At 36.9% G+C, this 12,625-nt stretch carries 15 protein-coding genes; 4 read left to right on the forward strand and 11 right to left on the reverse strand.

Annotated elements, in window-relative coordinates; all coding sequences use genetic code 11:
* Nucleotides 1-8 precede the first annotated feature (8 nt).
* The 11 genes from V7S75_RS07065 to V7S75_RS07115 form a co-directional block, all read right to left on the reverse strand.
* Nucleotides 9-866 carry a helix-turn-helix domain-containing protein gene (locus V7S75_RS07065; protein WP_459512595.1) on the reverse strand — a complete coding sequence of 286 codons (858 nt, stop codon included), beginning with the start codon at nucleotides 864-866 and terminating at the stop codon, nucleotides 9-11.
* Between the two features lie 7 nt (nucleotides 867-873).
* Entirely contained in the window at nucleotides 874-2,013 is a 1,140-nt protein-coding gene (locus V7S75_RS07070; protein WP_459512597.1) for an MFS transporter, read from the reverse strand.
* Complete coding sequence (locus V7S75_RS07075) at nucleotides 2,010-2,540, reverse strand: 5' nucleotidase, NT5C type (protein ID WP_459512598.1); 531 nt, start codon at nucleotides 2,538-2,540, stop codon at nucleotides 2,010-2,012. Before V7S75_RS07075 ends, V7S75_RS07070 begins: the two co-directional genes overlap by 4 nt.
* A gap of 63 nt (nucleotides 2,541-2,603) precedes the next feature.
* Nucleotides 2,604-4,232 carry a chaperonin GroEL gene (groL, locus tag V7S75_RS07080; protein ID WP_459512600.1) on the reverse strand — a complete coding sequence of 543 codons (1,629 nt, stop codon included), beginning with the start codon at nucleotides 4,230-4,232 and terminating at the stop codon, nucleotides 2,604-2,606.
* Between the two features lie 31 nt (nucleotides 4,233-4,263).
* Nucleotides 4,264-4,542, reverse strand: coding sequence for a co-chaperone GroES (locus tag V7S75_RS07085; RefSeq protein WP_315575528.1), 279 nt, complete (start codon nucleotides 4,540-4,542; stop codon nucleotides 4,264-4,266).
* Between the two features lie 112 nt (nucleotides 4,543-4,654).
* Nucleotides 4,655-4,984: a preprotein translocase subunit SecG gene (gene secG, locus V7S75_RS07090; protein WP_459512602.1), complete on the reverse strand. Its 330-nt coding sequence runs from the start codon at nucleotides 4,982-4,984 to the stop codon at nucleotides 4,655-4,657.
* Nucleotides 4,985-4,986: 2 nt separating this feature from the next.
* Entirely contained in the window at nucleotides 4,987-5,511 is a 525-nt protein-coding gene (locus V7S75_RS07095) for a hypothetical protein (protein ID WP_459512604.1), read from the reverse strand.
* Entirely contained in the window at nucleotides 5,511-6,014 is a 504-nt protein-coding gene (locus V7S75_RS07100; RefSeq protein WP_459512606.1) for an LptE family protein, read from the reverse strand. Before V7S75_RS07100 ends, V7S75_RS07095 begins: the two co-directional genes overlap by 1 nt.
* Nucleotides 5,992-7,281, reverse strand: coding sequence for a sigma 54-interacting transcriptional regulator (locus tag V7S75_RS07105; RefSeq protein ID WP_459512608.1), 1,290 nt, complete (start codon nucleotides 7,279-7,281; stop codon nucleotides 5,992-5,994). Before V7S75_RS07105 ends, V7S75_RS07100 begins: the two co-directional genes overlap by 23 nt.
* A 4-nt stretch (nucleotides 7,282-7,285) precedes the next feature.
* Nucleotides 7,286-8,707, reverse strand: a complete 1,422-nt coding sequence (miaB, locus tag V7S75_RS07110) for a tRNA (N6-isopentenyl adenosine(37)-C2)-methylthiotransferase MiaB (RefSeq protein WP_459512610.1) — start codon at nucleotides 8,705-8,707, stop codon at nucleotides 7,286-7,288.
* Nucleotides 8,708-8,757: 50 nt separating this feature from the next.
* Nucleotides 8,758-9,411 (reverse strand): ABC transporter ATP-binding protein, encoded by a 654-nt coding sequence (locus V7S75_RS07115; RefSeq protein WP_459512612.1) that lies wholly within the window; start codon nucleotides 9,409-9,411, stop codon nucleotides 8,758-8,760.
* 96 nt (nucleotides 9,412-9,507) lie between these two features.
* Between V7S75_RS07115 and sucC the strand changes: the two genes are divergently transcribed.
* Genes sucC through V7S75_RS07135 form a run of 4 tightly spaced genes read left to right on the forward strand, consistent with a single transcriptional unit; the run spans nucleotide 9,508 to nucleotide 12,623 of the window.
* A complete protein-coding gene (sucC, locus tag V7S75_RS07120; protein WP_459512614.1) occupies nucleotides 9,508-10,698 on the forward strand; it encodes an ADP-forming succinate--CoA ligase subunit beta in 1,191 nt (396 codons plus the stop codon).
* A gap of 6 nt (nucleotides 10,699-10,704) precedes the next feature.
* Nucleotides 10,705-11,316, forward strand: coding sequence for a fumarylacetoacetate hydrolase family protein (locus V7S75_RS07125; RefSeq protein WP_459512616.1), 612 nt, complete (start codon nucleotides 10,705-10,707; stop codon nucleotides 11,314-11,316).
* Between the two features lies 1 nt (nucleotide 11,317).
* Entirely contained in the window at nucleotides 11,318-11,755 is a 438-nt protein-coding gene (locus V7S75_RS07130; protein ID WP_459512618.1) for a peroxiredoxin, read from the forward strand.
* 10 nt (nucleotides 11,756-11,765) lie between these two features.
* Nucleotides 11,766-12,623, forward strand: coding sequence for a transketolase (locus tag V7S75_RS07135; protein WP_459512620.1), 858 nt, complete (start codon nucleotides 11,766-11,768; stop codon nucleotides 12,621-12,623).
* The last annotated feature ends 2 nt before the right edge of the window (nucleotides 12,624-12,625 follow it).

Below are 12,625 nucleotides of genomic sequence, written 5' to 3' on the forward strand. Positions count from 1 at the left end.
ATTCGAAATTATTGATGCTTTTTTGAAGAATAATAAAGTAAATGTTCCGGAGAAATATATTGTCTGAATTCTTCGATGAATTCATTGGGTTGCATTTGCTCAATTTCATTCACAAAACTTTGAGGTGTTTTACCTGTGAATTTTTTGAATGTGTGGTTAAAATGAGCTGTATCGTAGAAGCCTAACAACTCAGCCAATTCTTGATTTTTTGATGATTTGTTTTGGGCAAAATAGGCCAATGATTGATTAATTCGTTTAATCTGTAAATATTCTTTGGGTGTGATTCCCGCTAATTCGATAAACGAACGCGTTATCGTTTTATACAACGCGGCATTAATTTCTTGTTGGGATTCAAGTACCCCTACGAATTCTTGTAACCTTAACCATTTCTTTCCTCTAGCAGGAATAAATAATGGCTCTAAAAATTGGATAAACAAATCGATTCTTTCTTCAAAAGTAGCTAAACTTTGCAATGCAGGTAATAAATAATTTGATGCTAAACCAAAGTAATTTTCTAATGGGGCATTTATATTATTGAAATTTTTGAAGCTTTCTGAACTAAAGCAAGCTAATCCTCCTAGTTTAAATTTTATGCCAAATATATGATTCCCTACTTGATGTTTATAATAAGTCGTTTGCGTATGTAATGCCTCAATGATTGCGCCATGTATAGGAGTGAAGTCTTCTGGCTTCTGGACGGCACGGTAATATGGATTCCCCAGCGAAAATGTTATTACTAGCTGGTCTTCTGGAAATATCGTTTCTACCTCATAGGGAATATCATCTTGATCTTCCATCTTCTTTTCCCAAAAGTGGTCGATATATTCCGCTAATAAGCCCTCAGGTTTCTTATAATGAATTAACATTCTCTACCTATTTAATGAATTTATTAGCAACAAAGCTTGCTAATAAGCCAAGTAAAATCAATAATACCAATGCGTATTGCAAGTTTAAAAAATCTGCGAGATATCCAATTAATACGGGACCAATTAAAAAACCGATGTATGCAATTGTTGACACACCTGCAATGGCAATGGCGGGTTCTATATTTTTCTGGTTTCCTGCCTGTGAATAGATTAGGGGAACTATCGTAGAAATACCTAATCCAGTTAAAAAACACCCTAGTATTTTCACTTCAACTGTAGGAACAAATAAGGTAAGTAACATTCCTGTAGATATCAATAATCCATTGAGCGTTAAAATATTACGTACCCCAAAGTTTTGAGAAATATAATCTCCTGTGAATCTGCCTAATACCATGGCTAATGCAAATGAAGAAAATCCGATGGTTGTGGCATAGTTTGATATATCAACATCCTCTTTGAAATATAAAGTAATCCAATCTGCCATGGCACCTTCACACAGCATACCGCAAAAAGCTACTAGTGCTAAGATGGTTAAATAACGACCTAGATTTAATATGGAAGATTTTGGCTTTTCATCATCTTCTTTCTTCGTCTCGTCTTTTAATAAATTTGGATAAAATACGGGAATTGAGAGGAAGTTTATACCAGCTATCAGGTAGAAATGCGTTTGGAAGTCATAACCCTTCCTGGATAAATATCCCCCCAACAAAGCCCCTAGCATGAGCCCAATGGAAAATATAGCATGGAAGGAGGACATGATTATTTTATTCATTTTAGCTTCCAATGCCACCACCTGCGTATTCATCGCTATATTCAAAATATCCCCTGCCATTCCAAAAAAGAATAAACAGGCGAAAAGCATATATGAATTAATACTAAAACCGATGATGAGTATGATAAGTATATAAAGCAGTACTGCTACAATACAAATCATTCTAGAATTAAATTTAGACAATAACCATCCAGCCAAAGGTAATGACACGAGAGAACCAAAGGGAAGTCCCATGAGAACAGTGCCTAATTCAGCATCTGTTAAGTGTAATTGGTATTTGAAATCCGGAATACGAGTCGCCCAAGTGGCAAAGTTTAATCCACAAAGTAAAAATAATATGCCAATACTAAAGCGATTTTTAACTAGTTGGCTCATCCTAATAATCTCGTTTTTACGTCTAACCATGTATTTACGCGCTCGTAATCTTGAATGTGTAAATTATGAGGCGCAGTGAATAGGAGCGGGGTACCCGTGAAGGTCTTTAAGTTCTTTTCGTGATCGTCAATTAAGTAATCAGCTAATATCATGTGTTTGTGACCACAAAAAACAGTATGTTGCCAACCGATAAAAGGGAAATGTTTGGCCATCCAATTTAATTTTTCCTTCATGGAGTTTGGAAATTCGGTGGCCGCTGAAACGATGAATACCTCATATTTTTCCTGTAAGGCTTGAATTACCTCTACAGCGTCTGGTTTTACGGGAATGTCTTCAAAAAAGCCAGGCTCCCAAAGGAAATCGTTGTTAGCTATATAGCTTTCGTAAAAAGCTTTTTTTTCGTGGTCATTAGCTGTCATTAAGCCTTCATATGTGTAATCGCTCGAAATTCTTTCGTTGATATATTGTATAATTTTAAACGTGGTGTCGGCCATCACGTCGTCCATATCTATGGCTATTCTTTTCATAAGGCTATATAAATAAAAAACTCCCCAAAGATGGGGAGTTTTTAGAAGATATTCTAATTTGGATTACATCATGCCACCCATGCCACCACCTGGTGCATGTGCATGAGGGGCTTCATTAGCTGGTTTGTCTGCGATAACACATTCTGTTGTTAACAACAAGCCTGCAATCGATGCAGCATTTTCTAAAGCTAAACGAGTAACCTTAGTAGGGTCAATAATACCCGCTGCGATCATATTTTCATATTTATCTTCACGTGCATTGTAACCGAAGTCATCTTTTCCACCTTTAACGGCATTGATAACTACTGAACCTTCGCCGCCAGCATTGGCAACGATTGTGCGTAAAGGCGCCTCAACTGCTTGACGAATGATGTTAATTCCTGTTGTTTGATCTTCATTTTCACCTTTAAGGCCATCTAAAGAACTAATCGCACGAATTAAAGCAACACCACCACCTGCGATGATTCCTTCTTCTACTGCAGCACGCGTTGCGTGTAATGCATCGTCAACACGGTCTTTCTTTTCTTTCATTTCAACTTCCGTTGCAGCACCAATGTAAAGAATTGCAACACCACCTGATAATTTAGCCAAACGCTCTTGCAATTTCTCGCGATCGTAATCCGAAGTTGTATTCTCGATTTGAGCTTTAATTTGATTCACACGGTTTGTGATATCATCTGCTGAACCCGCACCGTTTACAACAGTGGTGTTGTCCTTGTCGATGATGATTTTTTCTGCTTGACCTAAGTATTCAATCGTAGCATTTTCTAATTTGAAACCACGCTCTTCAGAAATAACAGTTCCGCCAGTTAAAATTGCGATGTCTTCCAACATAGCCTTACGACGATCTCCAAAACCTGGAGCTTTTACAGCAGCTACTTTCAGCGCACCACGAATTTTGTTAACAACTAATGTCGCTAAAGCTTCACCGTCAACATCTTCAGAAATAATTAATAATGGACGGCCAGTTTGTGCTACACCTTCCAATACTGGCAATAATTCTTTCATAGAAGATACTTTCTTCTCTGAAATTAAAATGAATGGCTTTTCTAATTCAACCTCCATCTTTTCTGTGTTTGTCACAAAATAGGGAGATAAATATCCACGGTCAAATTGCATACCCTCTACTGTTTTTACTTCAGTTTCAGTACCACGAGCTTCTTCAACAGTGATTACACCCTCACGACCCACTTTATCCATGGCAGATGAAATCATCGTACCAATTTCAAAATCATTATTAGCAGAGATTGTCGCTACTTGTGCAATTTCATTGGAGGTTGTAATAGGACGAGATTGACCTTTTAAATTAGCAACGATCGCTTCAACAGCTTTTTCGATACCTTTTTTAAGATCCATTGGGTTTGCGCCAGCAGCCACGTTCTTAGAACCAATCGTATAGATGGCTTGCGTTAGTACAGTAGCAGTTGTTGTACCATCACCCGCTTGATCAGCTGTTTTAGAGGCAACTTCTTTAACTAATTGAGCACCCATGTTTTCAACAGCGTCCTCTAATTCAATTTCTTTTGCAACAGAAACACCATCTTTTGTAATAGAAGGTGAACCGAATTTTTTATCAATAATTACATTACGACCTTTGGGGCCTAACGTTACTTTAACAGCATTTGCAAGGGTATCGACCCCTCTTTTCATCTTTTCGCGCGCTTCGCTATCGAAATATAATTCCTTTGCCATGATATATTAATTGATTTTAGGTTTAAATAAATTACAATACTGCAAAAATGTCAGACTCACGCATGATTAAATAATCCTTTCCTTCAATTGTAATTTCAGTTCCAGAATATTTACCATACAATACTTCATCTCCGACCTTAACGGTGATAGGCTCATCTTTCTTGCCATTTCCTACAGCTACGATGATTCCTTTTTGTGGTTTTTCTTTTGCTGTGTCTGGAATAATGATTCCAAAAGCTGTTTTCTCTTCCGCAGCAGCAGGCTCTACGATAACGCGATCTGCTAAGGGTTTGATCGTTAATTTTGACATGTTATAATAAATTTAAGATTTGTAAATTTTTAATTTCCATTTAAAATAGAAATGCGTGACTACATACTCAATATGTATGCCACGCATTCAAAACTGAAAAAATGTCAGTTAATTATTTTGTTGCTGGTGCAGGAGCTAATGGAGCAGGTGCCGCAGGAACTGTTTTCGTTGCAGCCTTTTCTACGTTAACTGATTGTGACGCATCCGCAGTTCCATTCGAAATTGCGAAGTTAGTAACTAAGACTAACACTAAAATGGCAATAGAAAAGCCCCAAGTTAATTGCTCAACTAAATCACCTGTTTTTTGTACTCCAAACATCTGAGTTGCGCCTGATGTTCCGAATTCTCCACTAATTCCACCGCCTTTTGGATTTTGAACCAAAATAAGGATAATCAATAGTACTGAGAATAGAACAATAAGAGAGATTAATAGCGTAAACATATTTATTCGTTTATATTTTGTTTTAATTCTGAAATTCGAGTTGCAAAGTAAAGCCTTTTTTCAGGTTTTGCCAAGATTAATTGTTCATATATCTCAATTGCCTGTTGATATTTCTCTTGTCTGACCAAAATGATCGCAAATGTTTCTGAGATAGGTGGTGACCAGTTTGTAGCTGATAAATCTACTTCTATTTCCAATTCATCAAGAGAGCCTTGTTTTTTTTGTTTCGTTAAACTGGGCATATTTTGTAAAAACTCATCAATAATATCTTGTTGATTATTGACTTCAATAAGCGTTTGTCTAGAAACTGTAGGAGCGTCTACATGTGCCTGATAGAATTGTGACCGAATAGGAGATTGTAATGCTGTTTTTCTTAATACTTGTTTTCCTTGATCGAAATTCCAGTTTAATAAATAAAAGAATGGGAATTGGTCAAGATCTTTCAATAGGCTACTCGATGTTTCTGATTCCTCCCGGTCGAAACGATTTAATAAGTACCACAATTGTTGAGATTTATTGATTTTCATTACCAATCACCAGCTATTTTATTGAATAAGTCAAGAATGATTTGATCCGTTAATTTTGGAAGAAGTGATTTCTCAACTTGTGTTAATGTCTGATTTTGAGGGAAATCTTGATAAAAAGAAAATTCTTGTTCAAAGTTTTTTTCTTCATCAAGTCGATTCGTTACAATAAAATTAACCCGCAAGGTTAAACGATTTAAACCTGCTTTGTCATCTGTTGTGGGTGCTTGTGGAGTTAATTCATATCCAACTATCGTACCTTCTACTAACAAATCAGGGTTTTGGTTGGTTAATTTTAAGGTAGTATTTCGTTGGAAATACTCCTTCAATTTTTCATTAACGGTCAAACCTAAGTTTGTGGGTCCCCCTGCAGTTTCCATACGAATATTGTTGATTTGAATAGTTTTCAAATCAGCCGATAAACTAGCTCCCTTAAAGCTGTAGCAACCTTGTAGACCTAAAATGGCTGCAACAAGGATGAAATTATGCCAAATCTTCCAAATCATATTGCTTGATTTTTCGGTACAACGTTCGTTCAGAAATCCCTAAGTCTTTCGCGGCGTGTTTCCGTTTGTTTTTGTTTTTCTTAAGTGCACGAATGATGATTTCTTTTTCCTGTTTTTCGAGGGAAAGTGTGACATCTTGACTTGGACTGATTACCTCTTCATAATTTAAATCGATCGGTTCCTCATTGACATATTCCATTTGTTCATGCGTTTCTTCTGCACGTTGAACGGGTAATGCTAAACCTTTATGTAAATCTTCATTCGGTCTTAAGTCGGCAAACAGGGTTGGATTTTCGTGTAAGATATCATATCCTGCACTGTTTCCTGATTCGATGACCTTTAATAATATCTTTTTTAATTCAGTTACGTCTCTTTTTAAATCAAATAAGATTTTATACAAGATTTCCCGTTCATTCATCCCTTCAGGACTTTGGAAAAAATCCGTTTTAACCACACTTGATTTGAGCTTAGGTTCATTGAATGTCAAGTACTCTTGCAATTTTTCATCGTCAACGATCCTGTCTCCCATTTCCAACACAGATATCTGCTCAGCGAGGTTTTTCAATTGACGAATGTTACCAGGAAAATGTTGCTTTTGAAGCAATAATTTTGCCTCATTCGTTAATGTAATTGGTTTTACTCGGTGAAGTTCCGAAAAGTCCGTTGTGAATTTTCTGAACAACAATTCAATATCTTGTCCTCGTTCGCGAAGGGGTGGAACATAGATGGGTACAGTACATAAACGGTAGTATAAATCTTCTCTAAATTTACCTTTACTTATTGCATCTTGTAAATTAAGGTTGGTTGCCGCCACAACGCGGGTATTCGTTTTTTGTACTTTTGAAGAACCAACTCGATAGAACTCGCCATTTTCTAAAACGCGCAATAAACGAGCCTGCGTACCTAGAGGCATTTCGGCAATTTCATCCAAGAAGATGGTACCACCATCTGTTACTTCAAAATATCCTTTTCGTGCTTCAATAGCTCCGGTAAATGATCCTTTTTCATGACCAAATAATTCAGAATCAATGGTTCCCTCTGGAATTGCGCCACAGTTTACTGCAATAAATTGGCCGTGCTTCCGCTTGGATAAACTATGGATAATTTTAGAGAAGGATTCTTTTCCAGAACCACTTTCTCCAGTAATCAATACCGTCATATCTGTAGGTGCAACCTGTTCAGCTATAGAAATGGCATGTAATAGGGAAGGAGAATTTCCTATGATCCCAAATCTAGCTTTTAAGGCTGTTAAATGACTTGTTTCCATATTATTAAGCATTTACAAGTTCTCCAATTAAAGTTCCTGTTGTGCATGAAAGTATTTTGACATGCACATATTCACCTATTTTCTCAGATCCTTTAGGAAATACGACCACTTTGTTTGAATCCGTTTTCCCAAAGTGATGCTGATCCGATTTCTTTGAGTTCCCCTCTACAAGTATTTTTTCGATTCGGCCAATTAATCGTTCATTTCGGTAACCTGAATGCTTCCTTTGTAAGTCGATGATTTCACTTAAGCGTCTTGATTTAACTTCATCCGGAATATCGTCGGCATATTTTTTTGCCGCAGGAGTCCCAGGCCGCTCAGAATATGTAAACATATAGCCAAAATCATATTTTACTACTTCCAATAAGGAAAGTGTATCTTGATGTTCTTCTTCAGTCTCTGAGCAAAATCCCGCGATAATATCATGGGAAATTCCGCAATCTTCACCTAAGATAGTTCTAATCGATTTGATTCTATCCAAATACCATTCCCGCGTATAAGTGCGATTCATGAGCTCAAGGATTCGATTATTCCCACTTTGGGCAGGTAAATGAATGTTTTTACAGATGTTGTCATATTTAGCCATCGTGTAAAGCACTTCATCTGTAATATCTTTGGGATGAGAAGTAGAAAAGCGTATTCTCAGATCTGGATGGATTTGAGCGGTATGTTCCAGAAGGTTTGCAAAATTTACGGATTCATTAGTATCTGGGTTTTTCCAATGGTAGGAATCCACATTTTGACCTAATAAATTGATTTCTCGATAACCTTGATTGAACAAATTTGTGCACTCTTGTAATATTGAGGTTAAATCTCTAGAACGCTCACGGCCTCGTGTAAAGGGTACAACACAAAAAGAACACATGTTGTCGCAACCACGCATGATGCTGACAAATGCTCCTACGCCATTGGTGTGTAAACGAACGGGTTCAATATCTCCATAAGTTTCTTCTTTGGAGAGAAAGACATTGATTGCTTTTTGACCATTTTCGATTTGGTCTAATAAGTTAGGTAAATCCCGGTAGGAGTCAGGTCCTGCAACTAAATCCACTAACTTTTCTTCTTCAATTAATTTAGTTTTCAAGCGCTCTGCCATGCAACCTAAAATCCCAATTGTTACATCGGGCTTTTTTGCCTTGATGGCTTTAAATGCTTGTAATCGATGTCTTATTTTGTTTTCAGCATTGTCCCGAATGGCACAAGTATTGAGTAAAATCGTATCCGCTTCCGATATATTGGATGTTGTTCCGTATCCTTTGTCAATTAGAATTGATGTTACGACCTCTGAATCTGCGAAATTCATTTGACATCCGTAACTTTCAATATATACTTTCCCCAAAAAATCTGATTGTATGTAATCAGATGAAATTCGTGGAGAATCCAATGCTTCTTTTTCCTCTGTTGATAAAACCTTTAACGCTTGCATAGACGATAAACTAAATTGACCTGCAATTTATGACATTATGTCAGAGAAAACTATTGAATGACCCCGGAATTTAAATAGATAACCTGATCAGATTGTTTTGTTAATGTCTCATTATGTGTCACCATGATGATTTGCTGACCATAGGTTTCTTTTAATTTCAAAAACATATCATATAGAGATTCTGCATTTTTGTTGTCAAGATTTCCTGTAGGCTCATCAGCTAATAGCACAGACGGTTTGTTGATTAATGCTCGTGCAACTGCAACTCGTTGTTGTTCTCCACCCGATAATTGACTTGGATACTTATTCATTAGGTGAGTAATTCCTAAGTGCTTTATGATTTCTTCATAATAGTTTTCTTGCTCATCGGTCAATTTTGTTTCTCGAATAAACAAAGGCATTTTCACATTTTCAGCACAAGTGAATTCTCCTAGAAGATTATGAAATTGAAATACAAAGCCTAATTGCTTATTTCTAAATTGGGCCAATTCTTTTTCTTTTAGGCTACTATATAGTTGCCCATTTAATTCTATGCTACCCGAATCAGGGGTAAGGAGGAGTCCAATAATTTGCAACAAGGTACTTTTTCCCGAACCAGAAGGGCCTAAAATTGAGACTAATTGATTGTCTTGAACTTGTAGGTTGATGTTGTTTAGAATCAATTGAGCTCCGTAGGATTTGGAAATATTTTTTAATTCTAACATTTTATTGGCTTTTTCTGAGAATTTTAAAGAGATACTCGAAGTATTTAAAAGTTTGGCAAATAAATAGTAATTTCACGAAATTAAAATTTTTACTAAATGAATATTCACGAATACCAAGCAAAAGAAATTCTAAAAAGCTACGGGGTAAGAATTCAAGAAGGAATTGTTATCGACAAAATCGAGGATTCGATTTCGGCAGCTGAAGCATTAAAAGCACAAACAGGTACTGGTTGGTTTGTAGTAAAAGCACAAATTCACGCTGGTGGTCGCGGAAAAGGAGGAGGAGTGAAGTTGGCAAAGAATTTAGATGAAGTAAAAGAACGGGTATCCCAGATTCTTGGTATGCAGTTAATTACGCACCAAACGGGTCCTGAAGGAAAGAAGGTTAATAAGGTGTTAATTAGCGAGGATGTTTACTATCCTGGTGATTCAGAGCCGAAAGAATATTATATCTCTATTTTATTGGATCGTGGACGCGCATGCAATGTTATCATGGCTTCTACGGAAGGTGGTATGGACATTGAAGAAGTTGCGGAGCATTCTCCAGAGAAAATCATCAAGGAATGGATTGATCCACGTGTGGGATTACAAGATTTCCAAGCGCGTAAAGTTGCATTTTTACTTGGTTTGAGCGGTCAAGCGTTCAAAGAGATGGTTAAGTTTATTCAATCACTTTACCGTGCATATGTTGAAACAGATTCTTCGATGTTTGAAATCAACCCTGTGTTGAAAACATCTGATGATAAAATTTTGGCAGTAGATGCGAAGGTTAATTTAGATGATAACGCTTTATACCGTCATAAGGATTTAGCTGTGTTACGTGATATTGAGGAAGAAGATCCTTTAGAAGTAGAAGCATCTGAAAACGACTTAAATTATGTAAAACTTGACGGTAACGTAGGTTGCATGGTTAACGGTGCGGGATTGGCGATGGCAACGATGGATATCATTAAGTTATCTGGTGGAGATCCCGCTAACTTCTTAGACGTAGGGGGTGGAGCTAATGCAAAAACAGTTGAGGCTGGTTTCCGTATCATTCTTCAAGATCCCAATGTAAAAGCAATTTTAATTAACATTTTTGGTGGTATCGTTCGTTGTGATCGTGTTGCTAATGGTGTTGTTGAAGCTTACAAAAATATCGGTGAGATTAACATCCCGATTATCGTTCGTTTACAAGGAACAAACGCTGAAGAAGGAGCTGCAATTATTAATAACTCAGGTTTGAAAGTATTCTCAGCTGTGTTATTAAAGGATGCTGCGAAATTAGTTTCTGAAGTATTAAAATAAGTCCGGATGAAAATCATTTGTGTTGGTAGAAATTACGTGGATCATATAAAGGAACTGTCAAATGACAGGCCTACTGATCCTGTAATTTTTATCAAACCGGATACTGCCTTGCTCGATTCGTCTCAAGCTTTCTACTATCCTTCGTTTTCGAAAGATGTTCATTATGAGTTAGAGCTTGTTTATCGAATTGGAAAAGTAGGTAAGAACATCGAAGCTAAATTTGCGCATAAATACATTGATGCGATTGGTTTGGGTATTGACTTTACAGCTCGTGATGTACAAAGCCGTTTAAAAGAAAAAGGATTACCTTGGGAAAAGGCTAAAGCCTTTAATGGTTCTGCTTTTGTCTCAAGTATGCGCCCTATTACTGAAGCTGATTTTTCATCTTCAATTGATTTTGAGCTTCAAAAAAATGGAGCATCAGTCCAACAAGGAAATTCTGAGTTGATGATTTGGAATATTGAGGCATTAATAGCCGATATATCGCAATATTTTACGCTGAAAACTGGCGATTATATATTTACGGGTACACCTGCTGGTGTAGGTCCTTTAGCAATAGGGGATGTGTTAAGCGGCTTTTTACAAGGTGAAAAACTATTCGATTTAGCTATCAAATAATATGGAATTAACGATCGGGCAAGAATCACCCATTAAAAATTTTATAGATTCAACTGGTAACGGGTTCAATCTTATTGGTAAAAAGACAGTTTTGTATTTTTATCCAAAAGATAACACGCCAGGTTGTACTGCACAAGCATGTAATTTGAATGAAAATTTAGATTATCTAGCTTCGAAAGGATTTCAAGTTGCTGGAGTTAGTACTGACTCTGCTAAATCACACGATAAGTTTATTGCAAAGTATCAATTAAAATTTCCACTTATTGCCGATGAATCACATGAAATTGTGGAAGCATTTGGCGTATGGGTAGAAAAATCCATGTATGGAAAATCCTATATGGGTATAGCTCGAACAACTTTTGTGTTTGACGAAAAAGGAATAATTACTGACATTATCACGAAGGTGGACACCAAAAATCATACTGAGCAAATCCACTGATCGAATTATTATGCAAACAATAGAATTACAAAAAGTCGCTTCCCAGGTTCGCCGGGATATTTTACGTCAAGTTCATGGCTGCCAGTCGGGTCACCCAGGTGGATCATTAGGTTGTACAGATTTATTGGTTGAGTTATATTTTAACTCAATGAATCTTAAATCGGATGCTTCTGGCCAGGTTGAATTCCATATGGACGGATTGAATGAAGATGTATTCTTTTTATCCAATGGGCATATATCTCCTTTATTGTATAGTGTGTTAGCTCGTCGGGGATACTTCCCTGTGACTGAATTAGCTACCTTCCGTAAGTTAAATACCCGTTTACAAGGTCACCCTACTCCACATGAGCATTTAGAAGGTATTCGTATTGCTTCTGGTTCATTAGGACAAGGACTAAGTGTTGCTATTGGAGTTGCACAAGCAAAGAAATTAAATGGTGATCCTTCAACTGTCTATTGCCTAATGGGTGATGGAGAACAAAATGAAGGCCAAGTATGGGAAGCAGCTATGTATGCACCGCACCATAACGTGAATAATTTAATTGCGTTTATCGATGAGAACGGCCAACAAATTGATGGTCCTACAGAGAAGGTAATGAATAACCTTGACCTAGAAGCTAAATATAAGGCTTTCGGTTGGCAAGTACTTCGTGTTGATGGGAACGATATGGCTGCCATTACAGCAGTTATCCAACAAGCTAAAAGTCTATTTGTTAATAATAAACCTGTCATGGTTATTATGAAAACGGAGATGGGAGCTGGAGTGGATTTTATGATGCATAGTCACAAATGGCATGGTGTCGCACCTAATGATGAGCAATTAGCTTTAGCATTAGGTCAATTAGAAGAAACATTGGGAGATTATTAATA

This window comes from Aquirufa sp. TARAVU-A1A, assembly GCF_054558675.1.